The organism is Shewanella ulleungensis, from assembly GCF_014648315.1.
Lineage (GTDB): Bacteria > Pseudomonadota > Gammaproteobacteria > Enterobacterales > Shewanellaceae > Shewanella > Shewanella ulleungensis.
Genome location: NZ_BMQW01000003.1, coordinates 471,561 through 496,864 on the forward strand (window position 1 = coordinate 471,561; position 25,304 = coordinate 496,864).

The 25,304-nt window shown below is 41.4% G+C and carries 22 protein-coding genes and 1 tRNA gene; 16 read left to right on the forward strand and 7 right to left on the reverse strand.

Going from position 1 to position 25,304, the window contains the following annotated elements:
• Window positions 1–233 precede the first annotated feature (233 nt).
• From IEY40_RS08840 to IEY40_RS08855, 4 genes are all read left to right on the forward strand, one after another.
• A complete protein-coding gene (locus tag IEY40_RS08840; RefSeq protein ID WP_188955265.1) occupies window positions 234–1,865 on the forward strand; it encodes an alpha-glucosidase family protein in 1,632 nt (543 codons plus the stop codon).
• A 166-nt stretch (window positions 1,866–2,031) separates the two neighbouring features.
• Window positions 2,032–3,300, forward strand: a complete 1,269-nt coding sequence (locus tag IEY40_RS08845) for a sugar MFS transporter (protein WP_188955267.1) — start codon at window positions 2,032–2,034, stop codon at window positions 3,298–3,300.
• 125 nt (window positions 3,301–3,425) lie between these two features.
• Window positions 3,426–4,640 (forward strand): RsmB/NOP family class I SAM-dependent RNA methyltransferase, encoded by a 1,215-nt coding sequence (locus IEY40_RS08850; RefSeq protein WP_188955269.1) that lies wholly within the window; start codon window positions 3,426–3,428, stop codon window positions 4,638–4,640.
• 238 nt (window positions 4,641–4,878) lie between these two features.
• The gene (locus tag IEY40_RS08855) at window positions 4,879–7,137 is read left to right on the forward strand and encodes a sensor domain-containing phosphodiesterase (protein WP_188955271.1); all 2,259 of its coding nucleotides are present in this window, start codon (window positions 4,879–4,881) and stop codon (window positions 7,135–7,137) included.
• Between the two features lie 100 nt (window positions 7,138–7,237).
• Here IEY40_RS08855 and ald read toward each other — a convergent pair whose 3' ends face one another.
• A complete protein-coding gene (ald, locus tag IEY40_RS08860) occupies window positions 7,238–8,353 on the reverse strand; it encodes an alanine dehydrogenase (protein ID WP_188955273.1) in 1,116 nt (371 codons plus the stop codon).
• A 178-nt stretch (window positions 8,354–8,531) separates the two neighbouring features.
• Here ald and lrp point away from each other — a divergent pair, with 178 nt between their 5' ends.
• The 6 genes from lrp to serS all read left to right on the forward strand — a co-directional run bounded on the left by lrp (window position 8,532) and on the right by serS (window position 15,658).
• Complete coding sequence (gene lrp / locus IEY40_RS08865; protein WP_188955275.1) at window positions 8,532–9,029, forward strand: leucine-responsive transcriptional regulator Lrp; 498 nt, start codon at window positions 8,532–8,534, stop codon at window positions 9,027–9,029.
• A gap of 306 nt (window positions 9,030–9,335) precedes the next feature.
• The gene (locus tag IEY40_RS08870; RefSeq protein ID WP_188955277.1) at window positions 9,336–11,993 is read left to right on the forward strand and encodes a DNA translocase FtsK; all 2,658 of its coding nucleotides are present in this window, start codon (window positions 9,336–9,338) and stop codon (window positions 11,991–11,993) included.
• Between the two features lie 8 nt (window positions 11,994–12,001).
• Window positions 12,002–12,646 (forward strand): outer membrane lipoprotein periplasmic chaperone LolA, encoded by a 645-nt coding sequence (gene lolA, locus IEY40_RS08875; RefSeq protein WP_188955279.1) that lies wholly within the window; start codon window positions 12,002–12,004, stop codon window positions 12,644–12,646.
• A gap of 8 nt (window positions 12,647–12,654) precedes the next feature.
• Window positions 12,655–13,986, forward strand: coding sequence for a replication-associated recombination protein A (locus IEY40_RS08880; RefSeq protein WP_188955281.1), 1,332 nt, complete (start codon window positions 12,655–12,657; stop codon window positions 13,984–13,986).
• Entirely contained in the window at window positions 13,979–14,353 is a 375-nt protein-coding gene (gene crcB, locus IEY40_RS08885; RefSeq protein ID WP_188955283.1) for a fluoride efflux transporter CrcB, read from the forward strand. Before IEY40_RS08880 ends, crcB begins: the two co-directional genes overlap by 8 nt.
• Window positions 14,354–14,371: 18 nt before the next feature.
• On the forward strand, window positions 14,372–15,658 hold the full coding sequence (gene serS, locus IEY40_RS08890; RefSeq protein WP_188955285.1) for a serine--tRNA ligase: 1,287 nt from the start codon (window positions 14,372–14,374) through the stop codon (window positions 15,656–15,658).
• Between the two features lie 331 nt (window positions 15,659–15,989).
• Here the strand turns inward: serS and IEY40_RS08895 are convergent, their stop codons facing one another.
• The 6 genes from IEY40_RS08895 to punR form a co-directional block, all read right to left on the reverse strand.
• Window positions 15,990–16,328, reverse strand: a complete 339-nt coding sequence (locus IEY40_RS08895; RefSeq protein ID WP_188920568.1) for a TusE/DsrC/DsvC family sulfur relay protein — start codon at window positions 16,326–16,328, stop codon at window positions 15,990–15,992.
• The gene (gene tusB / locus IEY40_RS08900; RefSeq protein WP_188955287.1) at window positions 16,322–16,630 is read right to left on the reverse strand and encodes a sulfurtransferase complex subunit TusB; all 309 of its coding nucleotides are present in this window, start codon (window positions 16,628–16,630) and stop codon (window positions 16,322–16,324) included. Before tusB ends, IEY40_RS08895 begins: the two co-directional genes overlap by 7 nt.
• Window positions 16,627–16,983, reverse strand: coding sequence for a sulfurtransferase complex subunit TusC (tusC, locus tag IEY40_RS08905; protein ID WP_188955289.1), 357 nt, complete (start codon window positions 16,981–16,983; stop codon window positions 16,627–16,629). Before tusC ends, tusB begins: the two co-directional genes overlap by 4 nt.
• Before the next feature lie 19 nt (window positions 16,984–17,002).
• Window positions 17,003–17,392: a sulfurtransferase complex subunit TusD gene (gene tusD / locus IEY40_RS08910; protein ID WP_188955291.1), complete on the reverse strand. Its 390-nt coding sequence runs from the start codon at window positions 17,390–17,392 to the stop codon at window positions 17,003–17,005.
• 65 nt (window positions 17,393–17,457) lie between these two features.
• A complete protein-coding gene (locus tag IEY40_RS08915) occupies window positions 17,458–18,117 on the reverse strand; it encodes a Bax inhibitor-1/YccA family protein (protein ID WP_188955293.1) in 660 nt (219 codons plus the stop codon).
• A gap of 191 nt (window positions 18,118–18,308) precedes the next feature.
• Window positions 18,309–19,211: a DNA-binding transcriptional activator PunR gene (gene punR, locus IEY40_RS08920; protein WP_188955295.1), complete on the reverse strand. Its 903-nt coding sequence runs from the start codon at window positions 19,209–19,211 to the stop codon at window positions 18,309–18,311.
• A 323-nt stretch (window positions 19,212–19,534) separates the two neighbouring features.
• On the opposite strand from punR, the gene IEY40_RS08925 reads away from it, so the two are divergent.
• From IEY40_RS08925 to IEY40_RS08950, 6 genes are all read left to right on the forward strand, one after another.
• Window positions 19,535–19,624: transfer RNA gene (locus IEY40_RS08925), tRNA-Ser, on the forward strand.
• A gap of 87 nt (window positions 19,625–19,711) precedes the next feature.
• Window positions 19,712–21,043 carry a tyrosine-type recombinase/integrase gene (locus IEY40_RS08930; protein ID WP_188955298.1) on the forward strand — a complete coding sequence of 444 codons (1,332 nt, stop codon included), beginning with the start codon at window positions 19,712–19,714 and terminating at the stop codon, window positions 21,041–21,043.
• Between the two features lie 497 nt (window positions 21,044–21,540).
• Entirely contained in the window at window positions 21,541–21,816 is a 276-nt protein-coding gene (locus IEY40_RS08935; protein WP_188955300.1) for a hypothetical protein, read from the forward strand.
• Window positions 21,817–22,028: 212 nt separating this feature from the next.
• The gene (locus tag IEY40_RS08940; RefSeq protein ID WP_188955302.1) at window positions 22,029–23,780 is read left to right on the forward strand and encodes a hypothetical protein; all 1,752 of its coding nucleotides are present in this window, start codon (window positions 22,029–22,031) and stop codon (window positions 23,778–23,780) included.
• Window positions 23,781–23,875: 95 nt separating this feature from the next.
• Window positions 23,876–24,376 (forward strand): hypothetical protein, encoded by a 501-nt coding sequence (locus IEY40_RS08945; protein ID WP_188955304.1) that lies wholly within the window; start codon window positions 23,876–23,878, stop codon window positions 24,374–24,376.
• A gap of 357 nt (window positions 24,377–24,733) precedes the next feature.
• On the forward strand, window positions 24,734–25,304 hold a 571-nt coding region (locus IEY40_RS08950; RefSeq protein WP_308424501.1), incomplete at its 3' end, for a transposase.

The window sequence follows — 25,304 nt, forward strand, 5'->3', positions numbered from 1 at the left end:
CGCCGAACATCAAATTTGTCTTTAAGCACTTGTTTATTATTAATTATATTTGTTTGTGGTTGAGGGGTGATGCTATTTATTTCTTTGCATACGTATGCAGGTGTATTGAACCTCATTTCCTTATTCACGTATCCTCAGGGATATTAATAAAACAACTGCGAAATGTTACTCGTTCGCAACATAAAGTTAACTTTTGGGTCTTGAAAGGGGTTAGCTTACTTTAAGGGGAAACAATGGGTCAGGTAACCTGGTGGCGTGGAGGGGTGATTTATCAAGTTTATCCTCGCAGTTTGATGGATTCTAATGGCGATGGAGTGGGTGACTTGCAGGGAATAATAGCCAAGCTTGACTATATTGCTAGCCTCAACGTTGACGCAATATGGATTTCTCCTTTCTTTAAATCGCCAATGAAAGATTTCGGTTACGACATTAGTGACTACCTAGAGATTGACCCATTATTTGGCACAATGGCTGACTTTGATCAACTTATCGAGCAGGCTCATTTACGCAATATAAAAGTAGTAATTGATCAAGTGTTAAGTCATACCTCTGATCAACATGCTTGGTTTGAGCAAAGTAGACAAAGTCGCGATAACGATAAAGCCGATTGGTATGTGTGGGCAGATCCTAAAGACGATGGTAGCGCACCGAATAACTGGTTAGCCATTTTTGGTGGTTGTGCATGGGAATGGGAACCTCGACGTCAACAATACTATTTACATAATTTCCTTAAAAGCCAACCGGATTTAAACTTTCATTGCCCGCAAGTTCGACAGGCTGTGCTAAATAATGTTGAGTTTTGGCTTAAAAAAGGGGTAGACGGCTTCCGCCTTGATGCCATTACTTTTTGTTATCACGATGAACAGTTACGCGACAACCCAGCAAAACCGAAAGATAAACGTCAAGGTCGTGGCTTTAGCGAAGACAATCCGTATGCGTATCAATACCATTATTACAATAATACTCGACCACAAACGGTTGGTTTTATTGAAGAGTTACGCGCGTTGATTAACCGCTACCCAGGTGCTGTGACGCTTGGAGAGGTGTCTTCAGAAGACTCACTTGCGACTATGGCTGAATATACTCAGGGCAATGATCGCTTACACATGGCGTACAGTTTTGAGTTATTAACTGATGATTTTAGTGCAGCATATATTCGCCAAACAGTAGAAGAATTGGAGGCCAGTATTGGTGATGGTTGGCCATGTTGGGCCATCGGTAATCATGATGTAAAACGTGTTGCTTCGCGTTGGGGTAAGCAAGATGTTAACCCAACAATGGTCAAAATGCTCAATGCGATGTTGTTTTCATTACGTGGAAGTGTATGCAGTTATCAAGGTGAAGAGTTAGGCTTAACCGAAGCCTCTATCGAATTCAGTCAATTACAAGATCCATTTGGCATTGCATTTTGGCCAATGTTCAAAGGGCGTGATGGTTGCAGAACACCCATGCCTTGGTTACAAAATGCCACAAATGCAGGATTTAGCGACGTTGAGCCTTGGTTGCCTATTGCATCCGAACATAATAACAGTGCCGTGGATGTGCAAGAAGCCGACAGCGATTCAATTTTAAACAGTTATCGTCACTTTTTAGCGTGGCGTAAACAGCAAACTGTGTTGATCGACGGTGAGATCCAATTTGTTGATTCGCATCCTAATGTGCTGGCTTTTGTCAGAACATTAGACACACAGCGCATGTTAGTATTATTCAATTTATCGGTACAACAATCAAAGTTTGAATTGGTTGAGTTTAAGGTTAATACCGTGCTTGATGAACATGGACTTGTGGCAGGGTATAAAGATAAGCAACAAGCAAACACCATTGTGTTACCTGGTTTTAGCAGTTTTTATGCCTTGATCGACTAACTTGATTAAGCCGAAGTACTCTAAGTATTTCGGCTTAATTGATCTAAAGGTCAAATATCGTATTGTATAGGCCTTAATACGCCATTGTGTTGAAATGACAACAGTTGGCTTAAATATAAACATTTCTAAAAATCAAATCTAAATAACTAACAAGAAGAGACCAATTATGGCTTCAACAATGCAAAGTACACAACACACCACGACAGAAGGTGGCAGCGGTAACTACCGCTTTGCACTCGTGTCGTTAACGTCATTATTTTTTATGTGGGGATTTATTACCTGCTTAAATGACATTTTAATCCCACATTTAAAAGCGGTGTTCTCACTTAATTATACCGAAGCCATGCTGATCCAATTTTGCTTTTTTGGCGCTTACTTTTTAGTGTCACTGCCAGCCGGTAAATTGGTCAAAAAAATGGGTTACCAAAAAGGTATCGTGTGTGGATTATTGATTGCATGTGTAGGGTGTTTATTGTTTTACCCTGCCGCTGCATTTGCCACTTACGGTTTATTTTTAGGCGCTCTGTTTGTGTTGGCGTCGGGGATTACTATTTTACAAGTAGCCGCGAACCCTTATGTCAATGCTTTAGGTAGTGTAGAAACTGCCTCGAGCCGTTTAAATTTAACTCAAGCATTTAATGCTCTAGGCACGACCGTCGCACCATTTTTGGGCGCGATATTGATTTTGTCCGTAGCAACAGGCGCAGTAGAAGGTTTAAGTCATGCACAAGCCGAAGCTGAAGTCGTTAAACTGCCTTACCTCATTTTAGCAGGCATGCTTGGTTTATTGGCATTGATCTTTTCTAAACTAAATTTACCTACCATTGCTGAACACAATGACGTATCAGACAACAACGATGTGGTTTCACATAAGGGTAAAACCAGTGCATGGCAGAGTATGCATTTAGTTCTAGGCGCAGTGGGCATTTTTGTTTATGTGGGTGCAGAAGTATCAATCGGCAGCTTTTTAGTTAATTTTTTAGGCGAAGAACATATCGCCGGACTACAAGAAGCTGACGCAGCGAAGTACATTACCTATTATTGGGGCGGAGCGATGGTCGGCCGCTTTATTGGTTCTGCTGTGATGCAAAAAATTCCAGCGGGTACGCTATTAGCATTTAATTCGTTAATGGCCGCAGCGTTAGTTTTAGTGGCGATGAACAGCAGCGGCGCGGTTGCGATGTGGTCTATTTTGGCTGTGGGTTTATTCAACTCAATTATGTTCCCAACTATTTTTAGCTTAGCGTTGCGCGATTTAGGGCCTCACACCTCACAAGGCAGTGGTATTTTATGTTTAGCCATTGTTGGTGGCGCAATTGTACCGTTATTACAAGGCGTAATGGCAGACAGTATGGGGTTACAATTAGCCTTTATTTTACCCGTTGTGTGTTATGGTTTTATTTTGTTCTATGGTGCTAAAGGTTCAAAAATGTAACAACAGCCAATGCGTTAATGGCCTATAAACTAAGCGACCTTCGGGTCGCTTTTTCTTGCTATCAGTGGCCTAAATCCCTATGATCGGCACGTTTTTACACTGATTGTTATTTTATGAGAGAGCCCATGTTAACTTACCCGCTGTCTGGCAGTTCATCTGAATTAGTATTAAACGTACTAACCATGGTGTTAACCCGAGGAAAACCATTAGATAGAGCTTATTCTGAGCACTTTTCAGGTTTATCGCTTAATCCATCAGAACAAGCGCGGATCACCCAAGTTACTGGCGATATCTTACGTCGGCTTAATCTATATTGTTTTTTAGTCGATATCACCCCCGATGAGTTTGACCGTCAAGGTTCAAAACTACTTAATGGCTGGCATGTGTTTCACGGCCTTGATTTGCCTAAAATGCAGTATTCATTGCAAATTGAACAAGCATCTTTTGATGCAAATCTTGAAAAAGCCAAAGCGGACCCTGTGCTATGGGATGGCTGTCCAGAATGGCTAAACGAGTTAGGTCAAGCTCAATTAGGCGACAAGTGGCCTGCAGAACGTGCAGCATTAGCAGAGCAACCTAAACGTTACTTACGCGTTAATGAATTAAAGTGCGATCGTGAAAAACTGATTGCCCGTCTGGAAAGAGAAGGGGTTACCGCGATTGCATTGCCTGATGTGAGCTCGGCAGTTGAGGTCACGTCCGATTCTGCATTGTTTCGTACCGATGCGTTTAAAGATGGTTGGTTTGAACAACAAGATGCCGGTTCGCAATTAGTTGCTGATGCAGTCGGCGCAAAACCTGGTATGCGTGTCGTGGATGCATGTGCAGGCGCGGGCGGTAAAACTTTACACATAGCAGCACAAATGCAAGGCAAAGGGCGTTTACTGGCAATGGATGTTGAGCAATGGAAACTCGACAATCTTAAAACCCGTGCCAAACGTGCCAGCGCACACAATGTAGAAACACGTATTATTGCCAGTTCAAAAACCATTAAACGCTTAAAACTTACTGCAGATCGTGTATTACTCGATGTGCCATGTTCTGGTTTAGGCGTATTAAAGCGTAATCCAGATTCAAAATGGCGCGATACTCCAGAGCGTTTACCTGTGTTAATTGAGCTGCAAAAGCATATTTTGCAAAGTTATAGCCGTATGGTTAAAGTCGGCGGGATGCTAATTTATGCAACGTGTTCCATCATGCCAGAAGAAAACCGTCAACAAGTGGATGCTTTTTTAGCTGAAAACCCACAGTTTACTTTATTAGAAGATGAAAACATCTTAGTGTCGGAGCGCGGCTTTGACGGCTTTTATCTTGCTAAGATGGAACGTATTGCCGAATAGCATTTCAATAAAATTTTATCGCTAATATTGGTGTACGATTTTACGTAACCGATAATTAACAACTACTTAACGGTGCTTTTTTAGGCACCGTTTTTTTATCTGTACAATAAAGAATATGTTTTATAGTGTTTTATATAATAAAAGCATAATTTAACGTTGATAAAAATGCTATAAATGCATAATCTTATTTACTATTATTGAGTAGTATCAAAGTGAGCTCATACCATTGCGGAGCAATATGGATATAGGACCGAATATCGACAATTCAGTACAACAACCTCAACAAGATGGTTACCATGAATCAAGATTAGAGCGCTATAGCACTATCTTGAACATGGTATTGCAAGGCTTGCCACTCGGTGAAATGTTGAACGCATTAGTGCTACTTATTGAGGCTCAAAAAGTCGGCACTCGCGCGTCAGTATTGTTAATCAGCGATGACGGTAAACGTTTAATATCGGGGGCAGCACCTAACTTACCAGATGCTTACAATCAGGCTATTAATGGCGTTGAAATTGGTCCTCAAACTGGCTCATGCGGCGCAGCTGCCTTTTTAGGCCAGCGGGTTATTGTTGAAGATATTGATACTCATCCTAATTGGCAGCAATATAAAGAAATTCCGCTAAACTGTGGCTTAAAAGCTTGCTGGTCTGAGCCGATTAAAGACAGCGATGGTAAAGTGCTCGGCACATTTGCCATGTATTACGACACCATTAAATCACCCACTGAACAAGATTTAATTTTGATTCAAGAAGCGGCTCGTTTAGCCAGTTTGGCCATTGAACGCAGTCGCGGTATGCATGTTCAGCGTTTAAGCAGTAAAATCTTTAACAGCTTACCCATCGCCTTAGTGATCACCAGCGAAGATAATTCGGTACTGTCTGCTAACCCGATTTTTAAATCGTTAACCTCTACTTATTATGCCAATCTTAAATTATTTGATGTGCAACGATTTTTGAGCCATTCTCCTGCTGAGCAAATTGCAGATTTGTTTGATAACTTATCGCGAGGACATGCTTGGCAGGGTGAGTTAAAAGGATTAAGAACCGATAACGACATTATTGATATATCGTTAACGGTAGCAGTAATCCGTGACTCTTTTACCCAGCAAAATTGTTTTGCCTGGTTAATTAATGATATTTCCGCACGAAAAAATGCCGAACAAACGATACATTTTCAAACAAATTACGATCAACTCACCGGTTTAGCCAATCGTAAATATTTATTCGACAGCTTACAAAACATTATTGAACCTGATAATGAGCATCAAAAATGTGAAAAACAGTTTAGTTTGATGTTGATAGACATTGATCATTTTAAACAAATAAACGACACATTAGGACATGATAAAGGTGACTTAGTACTAACCTTGATGGCTAAACGTCTGTCGAGTGTGACCCCTGAAAACGTATTGTTGTCTCGGATTGCCGCCGATGAGTTTGCTTTAGTGTTCCCAGGAGAAATGTCGACAGAAATGCTTATTAGTATGGTTCACGATGTCTCTGCTGTATTAGATAATCCTTTTTCTGTTGGTGGACAACATCTTAAACTGACTATGAGTACTGGCTTAGCGAGATATCCTGATGATGCCGACAAAGCTGAGCAAATTTTAAATTGTGCAACTCAAGCTATGTATAATGCTAAGTCACATGGCCGTAATTGTTATCAATTTTTTAATCAACAAATTCAAAAAGATGCAGAGCGCCATGCCGAGCTTCATTTACGATTAAAATCGGCCATTAATAACCAACAGTTTGAACTTTATTATCAACCTATAGTAAACCCAAACAACGGCTTAATTATTAAAGCGGAAGTGTTATTACGCTGGCAATATGATGGCCGATTTATTTCGCCGGATGAGTTTATTCCAATTGCTGAAGAGTCAGGCTTTATCGTGCAAATTGGCGAGTGGGTCAGAAACCAAGCTCTTGATACCATTACGACCTTACAAAAACGTAGTTTAGCAATCCCATTATCTATTAATGTATCGACCATCGAATTTTGGACAACCGAATTACAGCAACGATTTTTAAGTTATTTTGATGCCAAAGACACCGAGTATGGTACGAACGAGTTTCCCTATTCATTGATTACATTAGAAATCACTGAGTCACTTATGATGAAAAAACTCGACACAATTAATCAATTGTTAATAGAGCTTAGACATCGTGGAATGCAAATTTCGGTTGATGATTTTGGGACGGGCTATTCTTCATTATCATATCTGGCGAATTTCCCAGTTGATCAGGTGAAAATTGATAAGTCTTTCATCCAAAAAATATCAATGGGTACTCGACATGAAGCACTGATTGAAGCCATTGTCAGTATGAGCCGGGCACTCGACTTAACTATTGTCGCAGAAGGCGTTGAAACTCAAACAGAGCTGGACTTTATTAAACAGCAAAATATTGAGGCCGTGCAGGGATACTTTTTTTACAAACCGATGCCAGAACAAGCGTTCTTCGCGTTATTAGAAAAACAGTCTCAATCAAATTAGTACAAAACGGAAGATATAATGATAAAAAATGCCGCATTAATTATGCGGCATTTTTATTGATTCTGAATAAGGTTAACATTGTTAACCTAAACAAAGGTTATTAGTTAAGCATGCTCTTTGGTTCAGTAAACTCAAGGCTTAATGCTTCTGCAACTTCTTTGCATACGAGTTTACCGTGGATTACGTTTAAGCCATTTAATAAATGTTTGTCATTTAATAAAGCTTGTTTGTAACCTTGGTTTGCTAACTTAATGATATAAGGAAGTGTTGCATTGTTTAATGCAAAAGTAGATGTACGTGCAACAGCACCAGGCATGTTAGCAACACAATAATGTACTACATCATCAACAATGTAAGTTGGGTCTTGGTGAGTTGTAGCATGTGACGTTTCTACACAACCACCTTGGTCGATTGCAACATCAACAATAGCACTACCAGGCTTCATACGCTTAACCATGTCTTTAGTGATAAGTTTTGGTGCAGCAGCACCCGGCACTAATACACCACCAATCACTAGATCAGCTTCGAGCACATGACGCTCAATAGCATCAGCAGTTGAATAAATGGCTTTAACGGCTGATCCAAATTGTACGTTTAAACGACGTAATGCATCGATACTGCGGTCCAGTACAACAACATCAGCGCCCATGCCAACCGCCATTTGGGCCGCGTTAGTTCCTACCATGCCACCGCCAATAATCACAACTTTAGCCGGTTCAACACCAGGAACGCCGCCTAATAGCATACCGCGACCACCTAGAGACTTTTCAAGTGCACGAGCACCCGCTTGAATAGACATACGGCCAGCCACTTCTGACATCGGAGCAAGTAGCGGTAAACCACCACGGTCATCAGTTACTGTTTCGTAAGCGATACACACAGCACCACTAGCGATTAGGTCATTGGTTTGAGCTAAATCTGGCGCAAGGTGTAGATAAGTAAATAGAATCTGATCGTTACGTAACATCGCACGTTCAACAGCTAACGGCTCTTTCACTTTTACAATCATTTCAGCTTTAGCAAAGACTTCAGCAGCAGTTGCTAAAATTGAAGCACCAGCATCAATATAATCTTGATCGGTAAAACCGATACCCACACCCGCATCTGTTTGAACAAAAACGTCATGACCTTTAATGGTCAATTCGCGCACGCTTGAAGGAACCATGCCAACACGGTATTCGTGGTTTTTGATTTCTGTTGGTACACCAATAATCATTTTGAGCCTCAATTTGCATAAAACCCACTTATAAGTGGGTATAGTTGTTATTAATTGTGACCTGAACGTGCTTATTTCAGGGAACTCTAGTATAGTGCCGGTTAAGCAGATTATGCTGCTAAAGATTCCCCTTAAAAAGGTTTAAATATTGTTTTAGGGACAAAACAAGGTTAAATGTATGGCAACTAATAAAAACTATTCTATTAAAGATTTAGATCGTATCGATCGCAACATTCTCCATGAGCTTCAAATTGACGGACGAATCTCTAATGTAGAGTTGTCTAAAAGAGTGGGCTTAAGTCCGACACCATGTTTGGAAAGGGTTAAAAGACTTGAAAAACAGGGGTTTATCAATGGTTATACCGCATTGGTTAATCCACATTTTTTAGGTGCATCGCTGTTAGTGTTTGTAGAGATAACCTTAAACAGAGACACGCCAGACATTTTTGACCGCTTTAATCGTGCAGTACAATTACTTGATGATATTCAAGAGTGCCATTTAGTCTCTGGTGATTTCGACTACTTATTGAAGACTAGAGTGTCAGATATGTCTGCATATCGACGATTATTAGGTGAAACCTTACTGAAATTGCCGTCTGTATCAGATACTCGTACTTATGTGGTGATGGAAGAGGTAAAGCAAACTAATAAAGTTGCTTTATACAACCTAGGATAACCTTATCTTAGTCAACAAGTGGTTTTACCTGTTAGTTCTAGTTAAGCGTTAATAGTAATGGCATTTTTATCTAAACTTGATGAACAATAGTGCGACTAATAAAAGTAGTATTTATCAGTTCATCATTGTTTTGTTTGTTGATAAATTACTCAGTTTTATGCATCTCAATCTCACTTTTGATTCACAGGATTAATTCCGTATAACAATCCATTGAGCTTGACTAAATCAAGGTGCATAATCACTGCAAATACAGTGATATTCTGTTATCTTAACCCTTATTTTTCACTCTTTTATGGATGTTTTCGTTTGACTCAGGAAAATAGTCTAAAAACACTCAGCGGCTTACAACGCTTGCTTGAAGGTGGTTTAATTCTTTGTTGCATGGTTGCAACCTACATTCTATTGGCGCTCTCCAGTTTTAACCCGAATGATCCGGGCTGGAGTCAGTCGCATTTTCAAGGTGAAATTCATAATTGGACTGGCGCCGTTGGCGCTTGGACTGCAGATGTGCTGTTTTACTTTTTTGGTTTTATTGCATTCTTAATTCCGGTAATTATCGCTACAACTGGTTGGTTTATCTTCAATCGTGCTCATCGGGTCTTTGAGATTGACTATTTCTCAGTCGGCCTTCGCATTATTGGTTTCATGCTCATGCTTTTAGCATTAGCTGCGTTGGTTAGCATGAATGCTGACAACATGTTTGTCTTTTCTGCCGGTGGCGTAGCGGGCGATGTAATAGGGCAGGCGATGCTGCCATATTTTAGTACTTTAGGCACAACACTATTATTGATGTGCTTTATTTGCGCCGGTTTTACGTTAGCAACAGGTGTTAGTTGGCTGACAATTATTGAGTTAACTGGTTTTGGTGCAATTTGGTGTGCCAAACGATTATGGAGTTTTCCGAGCTTATTTAAACGTGAGCGTGAAACAGAAGACACTAAAGGATTTATGTCATTGGTTGATAAATTTAAACAACGGCGTGATGAATTAGACGAACAAGATCCTTCAGATATACCTGTCACATCAAAAGAGTCTAAAAAAGCAAAAGAAATATTTGCAACCAATGCCGAAGAAGCAGACGACATTACTGTTGCACCAGTCGAGAAAAAGCGTAGCTTCTTTAGCCGTAAACCCAAGGTGGTTGACGTATTTGAACCGCGTGATATTGACGATGACGAATTAGATACAGATGACCGTCAAGAGCCATCGATTAAACTTGAAGATGACGAACCTGCATTTGCACCATGGGTTGCGAGTAAAGACGATGTTGATGAAGTTAGTTTTAGTGTTAACAATGATATCGACGACACTGAAACTGAAAATACACCAGATCCATTTGACGGCGCATTTGAAAAATCACATTCTGTTGGTGCATTGGTTGCTCAAAAACAACCTAAGAAAGAAGCCAAAATTGTAGACGGTTTAGTGGTTATTGATGGCCAAGCGCCACAAGAAAAACGCAAAATGGATCCATTACCAAGTATCACTTTGCTTGATATACCCGATCGTAAGAAAAACCCAATTAGCGAAGAAGAGCTAAACCAGGTTGCAAGACTGGTTGAAACCAAACTGGCCGATTTTAATATTATTGCCAATGTGGTTGGCGTGTACCCAGGTCCAGTGATTACTCGTTTTGAGCTTGAGCTTGCTCCAGGCGTAAAAGCATCAAAAATCTCTAACCTTGCTAAAGATTTAGCGCGTTCTTTGTTAGCTGAAAACGTGCGTGTTGTAGAGGTTATTCCGGGTAAAGCGTATGTTGGGATTGAGATACCAAACAAATTCCGCGAAACCGTGTTTATGCGTGATGTGTTAGACAGCGCAGCGTTCAACGACAGTAAATCAACTCTATCTATGGTACTTGGACAAGACATCGCTGGCGACCCCGTTGTTGTAGATTTAGGTAAAATGCCGCACTTATTAGTAGCCGGTACTACAGGCTCTGGTAAGTCTGTCGGGGTTAACGCGATGATCACCAGCCTGTTGTATAAATCTGGTCCTGATGATGTTCGCTTTATTATGATTGATCCTAAAATGCTTGAGCTGTCGGTATATGAAGGTATCCCACATTTACTATGTGAAGTGGTCACCGACATGAAAGAAGCTGCCAATGCACTGCGTTGGTGTGTGGGTGAAATGGAACGTCGTTACAAATTAATGTCTGCATTAGGTGTGCGTAACTTAAAAGGTTACAACTACAAAATTAAAGAAGCGGCTGCCAAAGGTGAGTACATTCCAGATCCATTGTGGAAATCATCTGAGAGCATGCTCGATGAAGCGCCGCCATTAGAAAAGTTGCCGTCAATTGTGGTTATTGTCGATGAGTTCGCTGACATGATTATGATTGTGGGTAAAAAGGTTGAAGAGCTGATTGCTCGTATTGCTCAAAAAGCACGTGCGGCAGGGATCCACTTAATTTTAGCGACGCAGCGTCCGTCGGTTGATGTGATCACCGGTTTGATTAAAGCCAACATACCAACCCGAATTGCGTTTCAGGTATCATCACGTATCGACTCGCGCACTATTTTAGATCAACAAGGCGCAGAAACCCTGTTAGGTATGGGTGATATGTTGTATTTACCACCAGGCACCAGTGTACCTAACCGTGTCCATGGTGCATTTATCGATGACCACGAAGTGCATAAAGTGGTAGCAGATTGGTGTGAACGTGGCCAGCCACAATATATTGATGAGATTTTAAATGGGGTGTCAGAAGGTGAGCAAGTGTTGCTACCTGGCGAAACCTCAGACACTGAAGAAGAATACGATGCGCTTTATGATGATGCCGTGGCGTTTGTCACCGAAACGCGTCGAGGTTCTATTTCAAGCGTGCAACGTAAATTTAAGATTGGTTACAACCGCGCCGCTCGCATCATTGAAATGATGGAAGGCCAGGGTATTGTGAGTTCGCAAGGCCACAATGGTAACCGCGAAGTGTTGGCTCCGCCACCACCAAGAAGCCAATAGGAATAATGATGAATAAACGTATTACAGTATTAAGCCTATTTCTCGCGACGAGCATGTTATCTGCCGCTGCGCAGGCTGATGATGCCACAGAATTACGCAGCAAGTTGGCTAAAATAGACAACCTGCATGCGACCTTTTCTCAACAAGTAACTGACATTAATAATAAGCCTATCCAAAGTGGTAATGGCGTATTTGCACTGTCATACCCAAATCAATTTTACTGGCACTTAACCGAGCCAGACGAGTCATTGATTGTGGCCGACGGCACCAATTTATGGGTGTTTAATCCCTTTGCCGAAGAAGTGACCGTGATGGATGTATCACAAGCTGTTGATGCATCACCAATGGCGTTATTAGTCCATCGCGATGATGAAACATGGAACAAATACACAGTAATGAAGCGTCAAAACAAAGCTAAATCAAACTGTTTTGATATTCAGCCTAAAAAGTTAAACAGCAGCGTCGTTGCGGTAAGTGTATGTTTTAAAGCTGAACAATTGACTCAATTTAATTTAACTGACGAGCAAGGTAATTTAAGCCAATTCCAATTGTCAGCACAGCGTGCAGTACTACCTGCTGAAAACAACTTGTTTAAGTTTGCCATTCCAGACAACGTTGATATTGATGATCAGCGTTTAAAGCAAGCAAACTAAGTCGTTGCATGGCTAATTTAGGTTTTGATTTTGCACCCGATTTTCGTCCCTTGGCTGCACGTATGCGGCCAAGGGAAATCAATGAGTATATTGGCCAAGCCCACTTGCTTGGCGAAGGCCAGCCGCTGCGTAAAGCGCTAGAGGCAAACCGGGCTCACTCAATGCTATTGTGGGGCCCCCCTGGTACAGGAAAAACTACCCTAGCCGAATTAATCGCGCATTATGCCAATGCCCATGTAGAACGTATTTCGGCCGTCACATCAGGCGTTAAAGACATTCGTGCCGCCATTGAACAGGCTAAAGCGATAGCTCAAAGCCGCGGCCAACGCACCTTATTGTTTGTCGATGAAGTTCATCGTTTTAACAAAAGCCAGCAAGATGCCTTTTTACCGTTTATTGAAGACGGCACCGTCATCTTTATTGGCGCTACAACCGAAAACCCTTCGTTTGAAATCAATAACGCCTTATTGTCCCGTGCTCGTGTTTATTTAATCAATCGGCTAACGCCAGATGAAATAATCTTAATTGTTAGTCAAGCCTTAACCGATGTAGAGCGTGGCTTTGGCAAACGCCAATTGATATTACCGGCAGACGTGGCGAAACAGCTCGCGGACATAAGCGAAGGTGATGCTCGCAAAGCCTTAAATTTGCTTGAACTTATGAGCGATTTAGTGAGCGACGGTGGCGAATTTACCACCGAAATGCTTACTCAAGTTGCTGGCCATCAAGCGGCGGGATATGACAAAAATGGCGATCAGTTTTACGATTTAATTTCCGCCGTTCACAAATCGGTGAGAGGCTCTGCACCAGATGCTGCGTTATATTGGTTTTGTCGGATTTTAGAAGGTGGCGGTGACGCACTTTATGTCGCAAGGCGACTGCTAGCTATCGCGTCAGAAGACATTGGTAATGCAGACCCTGTTGCTATGACCGTCGCGCTTAACGCTTGGGACTGTTATCACCGCATCGGCCCAGCAGAAGGCGAGCGCGCCATAGCACAAGCCGTGCTTTACTTAGCCAGTGCACCTAAGAGTAATGCGGTATACAGTGCCTTTAATGAAGCGCGTGAACTCGCTAAACAAACCGGTCACGAACCCGTGCCCAATCATCTTCGCAATGCACCCACCAAACTGATGAAAGAAATTGGCTTTGGCAAAGAATACCGTTATGCCCATAACGAACCGGGGGCATTTGCTCCTGGCGAAAATTACTTTCCTGAATCACTCAAACATAGCCAGTTTTACCAGCCAACAAATCGTGGTTTTGAAAAGCGTATTCAAGATAAACTGGCCCAGTTGCATGAGCTTGACCAGCAAAGTGAGGTCAAACGCTATGAATAATGTGTTACTCGTGGCGCTTGGTGGGTCAATTGGTGCAGTTTTGCGCTATCTTCTGTCAATATTTATGATCCAGCTATTTGGAAGCAGTTTTCCTTTTGGTACACTGATAGTCAATATATTGGGATCGTTTTTAATGGGTGTTGTTTATGCGCTCGGGCAATTGAGTCATGTTAGCCCAGAATTAAAAGCATTGGTTGGTGTGGGGTTATTAGGTGCACTAACTACGTTTTCAACTTTCTCGAATGAAACCTTATTGCTGATGCAGGAAGGCCTTTGGCATAAGGCTATTTTAAATGTGTTGTTGAATGTCACCTTGTGTTTATTGATGGTGTATATTGGTCAACAACTTGTATTTTCTCGCGTTTAACTAAAAAGAACTGACAACATGCTAGATCCAAAATTTTTGCGTAACGAACTAGAAGTCACTGCCGAGCGTTTAGCCACTCGTGGTTTTGCCCTTGATGTCGATAATTTGACCACGCTTGAAGAAAAGCGTAAATCGCTTCAAGTTGAAACTGAAGACTTACAAGCATCGCGTAACGCGATTTCTAAGTCGATTGGCCAAGCTAAAGCGCGCGGTGAAGACACCAGTTACATTATGGCGCAAGTGGGTGATTTAGGTTCTCAGTTAGATGCTAAAAAAGCCGAACTTGCAGAGTTACTTCAGCAAATTAACTTCATCGCAATGAGCGTCCCAAACCTACCTGACGAGTCAGTGCCAGTGGGTAAAGATGAAAGCGAAAACGTTGAAGTACGTCGTTGGGGCACGCCTAAAGTATTCGACTTTGAAGTGAAAGATCACTTAGATTTAGGTGAAGCACTTGGCGGATTAGACTTTAAAAGTGCCGTTAAAATTACCGGTTCACGCTTTATTATTATGCGTGGTCAAATTGCCCGCTTAAACCGTGCCTTAGGCCAGTTTATGTTAGACCTACATACCACTGAACACGGTTATACCGAAGCCTACGTGCCATTATTAGTTAACGAAGACAGCTTATTAGGCACAGGCCAATTACCTAAGTTTGGTGAAGATTTATTCCACACTAAACCTGCTACCGAAGAAGGCCAGGGTTTATCACTTATTCCTACCGCTGAAGTGCCATTAACCAACTACGTGCGTGACATGATTGTTGATGAAAGCGAACTACCAATGAAAATGACGGCATTAACGTCATGTTTCAGAAGTGAGGCGGGGTCATACGGTCGTGATACACGCGGGTTAATTCGTCAGCATCAGTTTGATAAAGTTGAGCTAGTACAAATTGCTCACCCAGATCATTCTATGGCAGCACTAGACGAAATTACTGCTCACGCAGAAAAAGTATTACAGCTATTAAACCTACCTCATCGTACTATGGTGCTGTGTACCGGCGACATGGGCTTTGGTTCAAGTAAAACGTTTGATATTGAAGTGTGGTTACCAGCACAAAATACGTATCGCGAAATTTCATCTTGTTCAAACATGAAAGATTTCCAAGCTCGTAGAATGCAAGCGAGATACCGTAGTAAAGTCGACAACAAGCCTGCATTATTACATACATTAAACGGTTCTGGTTTAGCTGTAGGTCGTACGTTAGTGGCAGTACTTGAAAATTATCAAAACCAAGATGGCACTATTACGGTACCTGAAGTCTTACGTCCATACATGGGTGGTTTAAGCGTTATTGGTTAATAATTAATGTATTTGTCGTGCTCCTTGAGCGCGACAAACAATGTTGATACTTTTCAAAGGAAAATAAGCGGTGGCTACTGGTCAGCGTAATAACAGCAAATTTGTGTCTTCTTCGATTGGGATGTTTTTTGTATTACTGGTTTTCGTATTGCTTGGCCAAGTCGCTTTTATCTTGTTAGATAATATTGTACCTAAGTAAAGTCAATAAATACCAAGTCCTAAATCTAAAGCGTCGAATTAAAAGTACCGAAAAATAATAGATATTAACAAGCCCAGTTATGCATATTTAACTGGGCTTTTTGTTTGCTGTTTGACTCACTCGTCAAGTTAATTACAAGCATTTAGCCGGTTTTGGTAATCCGGCTATTTTAGTGGCTTGTTTGGCAGGCCCAATTGGGAATAGGGTGTAAAGGTACTTAGAATTACCTTTATCGGCCCCTAAGCTTTGGCCGATGGCTTTGACCAAGACTCTGATCGCTGGGCTGGTTTTGTATTCTAAGTAAAAGTTACGCACAAAGCGGATCACTTCCCAGTGTTGCTCTGTGAGTTCAATGTTTTCTGTTGCCGCGATCACAGGAGCCATCGACTCTTGCCAATCAGCGACATTTTTTAAATAGCCTTGATGATCAATTTCAATATGCTGACCATTAAATTCAAAAGAGTTTACCAAGTGATTACCTTGTTATGCTTAAGTGATTGCTCAACAAAATTAGAGTAATCAATAATATGAAAAAGTTCGGCTGACATATTTGCTGCAATGCGGCCAATATGTTGCTGTATTCCACGCGCATGAATATCATCATACAATACAAACAGGTTAACCGAGGCTAATCGCAGCTGCCACGAGCTTTGTAATAAGCAATTAACCGCATCGCCAGCCAATAATATACTGTCGTTAGGATGAATGTATCGTAAGCAGGTATTGAGGGCATTGTCGGTTAATGCTGATGTTTGAATGTGGTGTAAAATCAAAATACCAGTACCTCATCAACCGCTTGCAGCGTGTTAGTAATCTCATTACAACTAGCAACTTTAGCATCAATACTTAATTCTGCAGCATTAATGCCCAAGCGTTGCATCGACTCGTTACACACTAATACAGTATCAATATCATACAGTGGCAACGCCTTTAATGCCGACAAATAATCTTTTGAACCGGCTTGTTCAGGGGTTTGTCCAGCGAGTAAATGCAGCACAGCTTCGTCAGTAAAAATAAGACTCACTTGCTGCTCAAAACTAGCGCTGAGCATAGCAACATCTAAGCCTTCGCGGCCACAGGTGGTGCCAAATGGCGCATGGCGAAACAAGATAGCCACAGATTTCATTATTGATCCTGTTAATTAATTAAAAGCTGACTAGGCGATCGGCTTTTTCTATGCCAACCACTAATTCGCCTAAGCCGCCCATGGCAAAAGCCTCGTCACTGTTCCAATGGTCCTTGCCATTTTCAAGTGATTCTTGCTTTGATAACACACCACGGCGAAGCGCTGCAGAAACACAATTGGTTAGCGGCACTTGATGTTGTAGTGCAAAAGCTTGCCACTGCGTATGCATATCAATTTCGTCTGAGGCTGGACAGGTCAGGGCGTTACTGTTTGTCACGCCATCTTGGTAGAAAAATACAGTAATAATATGATGGCCATTTGCCAGCACACTTTGACAAAAGTTCAATGCGCGAAAGCTGGCACTGGAGCCATAAACACTGCCGTTTACTTGGATGATGAATTTGCTCATGATAAAAAAAATGACCCTAAAGTAGGGTCATTTTATCGTAATTTAACGTTGAACTCTATCGGCGATTAATCGTCGTTGCCCATACCCATTAAATGCAGAAGACTCATAAATAGGTTTAAGAAATCTAAAAATAACGAAACAGTTGCACGGATGTAGTTTGTTTCACCGCCGTTCACGATACGGCTTGTGTCATATAAAATGAAACCGGTCATCAGTAATGCAATACCTGCATTCATTGCCATAAACATAATCGAGCTTTGCACAAATAAATTAATCACTAACGCGCCAATCATCACTAGCATACCGGCAAACAAGAACCCGCCCATGAACGAGAAGTCTTTTTTAGTGGTCAGTGCATAAGCAGATAACGCAACAAAAATAACCGACGTTAAGCCTAGTGCTTGCATAATTAGGCCTGGACCATTTGCCATACCGGCATAGTGGTTGAGAATGTAGCCTAATGAAGCACCTTCCATACCTGTAAATGCAAAGACCCAAAAAATGCCTGCAGCAGTGTCAGCTTTTTTTAATGTCACAAACAACAACACTAAGCCACCTAATGCTAAGCCCAGTGATGGCCAGCGACCAATTTCAAATAACATGCTTAAACCTGCGCTAGCCGCAGCAAAAGCTAATGTCATAGATAACAGCATATAGGTGTTTTTTAACAGTTTATTGACTTCAGTAGTCGATAGACTAGGGGATATAACTGATTGTTGACTCATTATCGTCTCCAGAGATTAACTCAATGATTTGTTCAACGCGAAAACCTATCGTTTTCACTCTGACAGTAAATCTTTGTTGTTAGCGTAAGCAATGTACATTAAATATAAATTAATTTATGACATCGATTCATGCCGCTACGTTACCATAAAGCTAAGAGTAATATAACCTTATAATCTTCAATAGCTTCCGTTTAGCTTAGCCATTCTTTTTTAAGCTTAGGTGTCTCGCCTAAATAATCAAGAACCCATTGCATTGCTGGGGTCAGATTGGCGTTATTCCAGGCTAAACAGCAAGCGGTATCTTGTTTAGGTTTGTCTAGTTGCTTTTCTATTAACGCACCGGCTTTTATGAATATATCCGCCAGATGATAGGGCATATAACCTACACCTAAGCCTTCCCGAAAACAGTTTAATGCGCGGATCCAATCTGGCACGACAATACGGCGCTGATTATTCAATAACCAATTAGGTCTGTGAGCGATATTGTGCGCAGTATCTTGCAAGCAAATTGACGGGTACTGTAATAGCTCCTCGTCAGTTAAGGCATGTTCAGCTTTAGCTAGCGGGTGATTTTTACCCACCAAAAACGACCACTGTATCATTCCCATATCGCGAGACTTAAATACCCCACCAACAGGAATGCTAGAGGTCGCGCCAATAGCGACATCACTTTTACCTGTCGATAATGCTTCCCATACGCCGTTATACACTTCAAGGCGGATGATGAGTTCTATGTCGGTAAAGTGGCGGTAAAAGTCGGCAATCAATCCGCTTATCTTGTCGGCGCGCACCATATTATCAATCGCGATAGATAAAGAAGGACGCCAACCATTGGCGACTTTTTGAGTATCACGCTTAATATTGTTCAATTTAGTCATGATCTCACGCGACTGAGCAACAAAATGCTCACCTGCAGGCGTTAAACTAACGCTGCGATGATGACGTTCAAATAATATGACGCCTAAGTCATCTTCAATTTGTTTAATCGCATAACTTACCGCAGAAGGGACTTTATTTAATTTATTGGCTGCAGCGGTAAAACTGCCCACTCGGGCAACTATATCTATCATTTCGAATGCTTGTTCTGAAAGCATCTCGCTATCCTTGGCTTTGGCAACATTACTTGCAGTAAAGGTAAACATTAACCCTAATCAAATCAAGCAAAGTCGCTGTAATCATCAGTTTAATCACACAATTTGCTTAGCAAAACACCAGATAACCTATTTAAAGAATACTGGCCATTCTTTATGTCTTGTAAATAACATTCGGATCCGCAGCTATATCGGCTTAATAATGCCAATCAATCACCATCTAAACACGATTTATTCATGTTACTGAGTGTTTTATCATCATTTAACTGATTATTTTCAATTTACCCTTTACACCAAACAGCCATTGTCATATTATTCGGCCGCTCGGAGGGATGGCAGAGTGGTCGAATGCACCGGTCTTGAAAACCGGCAACGGTTTATCCCGTTCTAGGGTTCAAATCCCTATCCCTCCGCCACATTAAATACGAGAAAAGCCGTTGATTATCAACGGCTTTTTTTGTTTCTGGCGTTTGAGGCGCTCTCCATAAGGATTGACTCAGACAATGTATCTTTATCGAGCACCCAACAACGTATACTTTACACGTATCTGTTTATCCAAATATTTACGCGACAAGGGCTTCCCCTTTGACGTAAAAGTCTCCTTACTGACTCGTGACAGAGCAGAAGCGGTTATCCGCAACATTGAGGTTGCCGGAACACTCAAAAAAATCATCAAGTCTATTGACCATCAAACACGTATTAACGACTTTATTCGCTACGTCGATGAGGTCATTAACCATCTCAGAGCTCAGTTTGATACAGCTGATCCTGGTATCACGTTCAATATCACGCCGAAACCTCATTTCATCCCAATCAGAGACACTAAGTTGTCAGAGCATCGTGAAACCACAGCTGTTGCGCAAGCAAAGCCTGTTATTGGGTTAAACGAAGCATTAAGCGCATTTATTATTTCAAAACAAAAATCAGCCATCAGACCTCTATCTATTAAGCAGCTTGAGCAGCGTACTCGACATTTTATTGATACCGTATCATCAAAATCCGCTCTTAAAACCAAGTTTAAAACTGATGATAAATGTGTGCACGATATCACCAGCGCTGATGCGATGACCTATCGCGATGAGTTGCTGACTCAAGGCCGAAGCTACAAAAGCAATAAAGAATACTTAGCTGCCATATTTCAGTTCTTTAAGTGGTGCCAATTAATGAACTATTGCAACCACAACCCGTTTGAAAGCGTTACTGTCGGACAAAAACCAAAAGCTAAACCGAATCAAGCTAGAGACCGCTGGACGCACATTGAACTTAAACGCCTACTTCGCAGCTCATCATTCAAGGCTTCAACAACCGATTTCAAGTGGGTCACCCGTTTGATGCTTTATGGTGGTTTAAGGCCCTCAGAAGCCTGCCAGCTCAAACCAGCCGATATCAAGCTAATTGATGGCATACACTGCATTAGCGTTGATGACAGTGGTGCTGTACAACGATTAAAGAACCTCAATGCCAAACGTTATGTGCCCATTCACAAATACTTGCTTGAGCAAGGCTTTATTGCGTTTGTTGAGCAAAGAAAATCAACTCATACTCAGCTGTTTGATTATAAACCCGTTGGTATAAACGAAGATTGGTCAAAAACTTACTGTAAACAGCTCGCCAAGCTTCAAACCGACATCGGCATGCAAGCGAATAAGCGTCCAACCGCCTACGGCTTTAGGCACACGTTTATCGATGAAATGAAGCAACTGGATATCAGTGAGCATATCGTTGCTCAAATCGTCGGTCACGCTAATCCCAACATCACTTTCAGTCGTTACGGCAAAGATGTAAACGTTGCTGCATTGCTGAAGGATATTGAGAGAATTGAATATCAAATTTGATGATCGGGTGTGGTTAATAAATAAACTTTAAACCTAAATTAACAATCTGTCTCGATTGGCAGTAACAGTGTCAGTTGAGGCACAAACACTGCCAAAGCTGTAATTATTTCGCTACAGCAGAGAGCGAAATATAATGGTATTGAAAATGGCTCGCAGTCAGTGAGTGCGAAGAAAAACTTATAAATCAAACAAGCGTTTCAAACATTGATTTTTTTATAAATTGTCTTAAATACTCTGCAACCCAGCACGAATCAGCTACAGGGTAGTGCGAAACAAATCTTTTCGCTCTCACTGAGAGCGAAATTTATTGATGAAAAAGAGTGAGTCAGTGGTTTTAACTGGAGCTTTTTGTGAGATAGTTGCAGCATTTAGAGGGAGCCGCCGTGCTAAGATGCCTTGTAAACAATACGTAAGATTCGGGGGCTATATGCGTTATTGCGAGTAAGAGATATAAAGCGAAAGTTTCCGAGTTTCACAAAAAAGCGCGCTCTAATGATATGTCCATCGAATTATGGCTGGAATTAAAAATAAGATGCTCAGAATTAAAAGAGTCTAGGCGTTTAAGAGACAAGGAAGGTCAAATTATTATTTGGGAGCAGTTAAGTATCGATGACAATATGGTGACTTTTCCAATGCAAACACTTAAAGGAACACCTTTGGATGTCTTAAGCGTCTGCTTTAATGCAGAATCATTTATTCGTCTCCAGCAATCATATGGCGAGTGCCCTCAAGAAATCGCTGTTAAGGTCATCGCCTCACTTGAGGCAAATTAGGTCCAATGCAGTTCTGCTAAATCTAACAAACTTTTTCCCCATTCCTGCTTAGAGTAGTGACTCGTAACATTTCTTGGTTTTAATGTTTGACCGAATTTTCCTAATGACTGAATATGGTTCTAGTTGAATAATCATGCGGGCTGGCATGTATCCACTGATACGGTGGCGATTCACTCTATAACAACCGTTATGTTTAGGGAGAGTAATTACAAATGAATCAAGATTGGATTCTTCAAAAGAAGGAGACCCGTCGTACATTTTCTAAATCGACTTGGGTACCTTTGCGAGCTTCTGTAGAGAACGAGAACGGCAACGTTAAAAACATAGGTTATAGCAACGAGTTCTTTGGATGTGGGTCCGTTGCGTTCTCGCCAGAAAACCGTGAAATAGCTGAGAAATTAAGCTGGATGGACATTGGGCTTAGCAGAACGATTGCCCCTTATGCATATGAGGACGGCTTTTACTCGACTATTTATGAGTATCAATATAACGACAAAGAACCCATAGGTGTTCACTTAGTTCTGGAGTTACCTTTACCAGTTGTCGGAGGAAGACAATGGATATTGAATCCAGATCTTGTTGCAGCCCTTCGTCTCATTAAAGAAGGGGATAATTGGGTTAGACCTGAAGAAAATTTTGTGGTTGTCGCTCGTGAGATTCTCGACGAGAAGGGTGAGCAGCGCCTGATAGAAATCAAGAGAGAATACTTACTTGATTACTTGGCGGCTAGGAACTTAGCGTTACGACTCTCTTACTACCGTCAAAGAGTTGAAAATGTAGCCTCTCTTGAAACTAGCGACTATGTAGGCATAGAGGGCTATAAAGAAGAGCGAGATGGCGGTCGATATGAGCTACTGGTTCGCGACATCAACGACGTTTTTGGCGGAAACTGGGCGATGTTTCGAACTTGGCGAACTGACGTAGATGAAGAAGATGATGCCCCCGTGATGGGACCAGAAACCAACGAAAATACTGATTATGAAAGCTCCCATGGACAAAAGGGTGGCTATAAAGGTGTTCGTGTCGAGGGGGAGTTCTGGCGGGACGAATGGATAGATCACCAAGGGGCTAGTACTCGCATAAGAGGGGACGAAGATAACAACCTACCTCAGTTCATAGTAGAAACTGATGGTACTCGTTTGCCGTCTACCGAATTAAATAGTGAAGACATTGGAAGATGGCTTTGGTTTCGGACCAGTATTATTAGTGAGCTTCTTGATCTGCGTGGGTTTTCGCTCGAGTGGTATACAGCAGAAACTGGCGGTATCAAATCAACTTCCGGCTATTCGATTCACTTTGGGATAAACTCTTCAGATTTAATCACCATCTACGCTTATGACATTGCTCGCCTTCCTGCATGGGAGCAGCATATCTGGGCGGCACATAATGTCGTTCCAGATGGGAAGGTATCAAGTGAGTTGCTGGAATCGCAAGTGAAGGCTCAACCGGCATCTACACATGCTGTGGAGGAACTTTTCTTTGAGGTAATGGCTATGCTTGAAAACGGATTTCATGACACTTTCGGTGTTCAGCTTTACACACATGATATTAACCGGTCAGAAGTTTTGAAACACATATCTCGTTTTGCCAGCAAGGATCAGGCATCTCTTCTACGGCTCGCAAAAGAACTTGTTCGTGTATTTTCAGATAGATTGGATGTGCGAGAGCTTCGTAAACTTTCAACGCATTCAAATAAGGACAAATTGGGTTCAAATAAGCTACTAGAAGATGTGCTAGCTCAAAAAGTAGGGCCTGAAAAAGCGCGTAAAATATTTGGCCCAATCGCAGGGGCTTACGATATGCGAGTAGGTGATGCTCATCCTACTAGCTCGAAAATTGGGGATGCGTTAAAGCTAGTGGGGATTGACGACAGCAACTCTTTTTTGCGACAGGGAGAGCAGTTAATATCTAATTTTGGCCAATCAATTTGGTGGATTGGTAAGTTACTGTTCGAAAATCCATAAAGTGAAAATATTCAGGATGTTGGTATAACAAGGTCTGCGGTCGGCAAATTTGCCACAGAGTGCGGCATTAACTGTTTATTTTTTTTGGAACTAAAATGACACGAAACGAATTAGTACAAGAAGCTCTATATATGGCTGAAAATATAACTCAAAATTTTAGGTCTGTAGACGGTAGTTGCTTGTATATGAGTGCATTGTTAGCTGCAATGATGAATGATCAATTCTCTGTTGAAACTAGATTTGTAACCGGGAGCTTGTCGGTTGCTGGTTATACGATATTTGCTCATAACCCAATTAAACCCAAATTGACTAAAAAGTCTGACGTAATTGAGCAGTGGGATGGTCATGCATGGGTTGAACTCGATGATTTAATTTTTGATTTGTCAGTATTTCGAACCGTCTTTTCAACAGCTTCCACCTCTCGTATTCAGAGCCTTTTTGAAGCTAGATTTGATCGTGGTTCGGCTTATTTAGTTGGACAAAAAAATAAGTTAATCGAAATGGGTGTAGTGTACACCCCGTTGGAACTATTGTCTGACGACGATGCGACCATATTTATACAAAATGCCGATAGAATGGGGCTAATAAACTACTGACAAAAGTATTAGGTTTCAACATACCTTTCCTAAGGAAACTGAAACTTTTTAGAGCAATAAAACTAACGTGTTTATGTCTAATTCAATGACAGACGGTATGCGTGTCTGAAGGCCAATAAATAAAAATATTGAGACACGGTAACTCGTTTTACTAAGCGATATCTTAGTACGAAAATAAAGAAACTAAAGGTGCTTATCGTGACGAAATTACCTACAAACTCACCAACTGACTTTTGCGTAGCCTTTATAGAAAGGGAACTTGAAGATAACCGAGAAATAACATGGCCACCCATTCTAACTGGCTAAATATTCAACACTGAACTAGGCTTTATTACCCTTTTCAAATGGTAATAGAAGATGGCCAGACCAAGACAGACAATCGTTAGTTTAGAAGATACGCCTTACTATCACTGTTGTTCGCGTGTGGTGCGTAAGGCATTTCTTTGTGGAATAGATAACTCAACAGGTGAGAACTTTGAGCATCGGCGGGAGTGGGTCGACTCTCGGATTCTAGAATTAGCGACCATCTTTGCCATTGATATCTGTGCTTATGCCGTGATGAGTAATCACTTACATGTGGTTATAAAAGTCGATGCTGATAAAGCAAAACAGTGGTCAGATAAAGAAGTGCTCATTCAATGGCACAAAGGCTTTAAGGGCACGTTGCTTATGCACAAATACCTAAAAGAAGAAGACCTTAACCAGTTTGAGCTTCAAACGGTTAATGAATGCATTACTGAATACCGTAAACGCTTAATTGATATCAGTTGGTTTATGCGCTCACTCAGTGAGCCTATAGCTAGAATGGCCAACAAAGAAGATAAATGTACCGGAAGATTCTGGGAAGGCAGGTTTAAATCTCAGGCTTTGCTTGATGAAGCCGCAGTTTTAGCCTGTATGGCTTATGTCGATTTAAACCCTGTCAGAG

Excerpts from the sequence above, each read along its gene's own strand:
- lolA (WP_188955279.1), top strand. The coding sequence starts at position 12,002 with ATGAATAAACGTATTACAGTATTAAGCCTATTTCTCGCGACGAGCATG.
- IEY40_RS08845 (WP_188955267.1), top strand. The coding sequence starts at position 2,032 with ATGGCTTCAACAATGCAAAGTACACAACACACCACGACAGAAGGTGGC.
- IEY40_RS08880 (WP_188955281.1), top strand. The coding sequence starts at position 12,655 with ATGGCTAATTTAGGTTTTGATTTTGCACCCGATTTTCGTCCCTTGGCT.
- tusC (WP_188955289.1), bottom strand. The coding sequence starts at position 16,983 with ATGAAATCTGTGGCTATCTTGTTTCGCCATGCGCCATTTGGCACCACC.
- IEY40_RS08840 (WP_188955265.1), top strand. The coding sequence starts at position 234 with ATGGGTCAGGTAACCTGGTGGCGTGGAGGGGTGATTTATCAAGTTTAT.
- punR (WP_188955295.1), bottom strand. The coding sequence starts at position 19,211 with ATGCTTTCAGAACAAGCATTCGAAATGATAGATATAGTTGCCCGAGTG.
- IEY40_RS08945 (WP_188955304.1), top strand. The coding sequence starts at position 23,876 with ATGACACGAAACGAATTAGTACAAGAAGCTCTATATATGGCTGAAAAT.
- IEY40_RS08850 (WP_188955269.1), top strand. The coding sequence starts at position 3,426 with ATGTTAACTTACCCGCTGTCTGGCAGTTCATCTGAATTAGTATTAAAC.
- IEY40_RS08915 (WP_188955293.1), bottom strand. The coding sequence starts at position 18,117 with ATGAGTCAACAATCAGTTATATCCCCTAGTCTATCGACTACTGAAGTC.
- IEY40_RS08940 (WP_188955302.1), top strand. The coding sequence starts at position 22,029 with ATGAATCAAGATTGGATTCTTCAAAAGAAGGAGACCCGTCGTACATTT.
- serS (WP_188955285.1), top strand. The coding sequence starts at position 14,372 with ATGCTAGATCCAAAATTTTTGCGTAACGAACTAGAAGTCACTGCCGAG.
- IEY40_RS08855 (WP_188955271.1), top strand. The coding sequence starts at position 4,879 with ATGGATATAGGACCGAATATCGACAATTCAGTACAACAACCTCAACAA.
- crcB (WP_188955283.1), top strand. The coding sequence starts at position 13,979 with ATGAATAATGTGTTACTCGTGGCGCTTGGTGGGTCAATTGGTGCAGTT.
- ald (WP_188955273.1), bottom strand. The coding sequence starts at position 8,353 with ATGATTATTGGTGTACCAACAGAAATCAAAAACCACGAATACCGTGTT.
- tusD (WP_188955291.1), bottom strand. The coding sequence starts at position 17,392 with ATGAGCAAATTCATCATCCAAGTAAACGGCAGTGTTTATGGCTCCAGT.
- IEY40_RS08930 (WP_188955298.1), top strand. The coding sequence starts at position 19,712 with ATGTATCTTTATCGAGCACCCAACAACGTATACTTTACACGTATCTGT.
- lrp (WP_188955275.1), top strand. The coding sequence starts at position 8,532 with ATGGCAACTAATAAAAACTATTCTATTAAAGATTTAGATCGTATCGAT.
- IEY40_RS08935 (WP_188955300.1), top strand. The coding sequence starts at position 21,541 with ATGTCCATCGAATTATGGCTGGAATTAAAAATAAGATGCTCAGAATTA.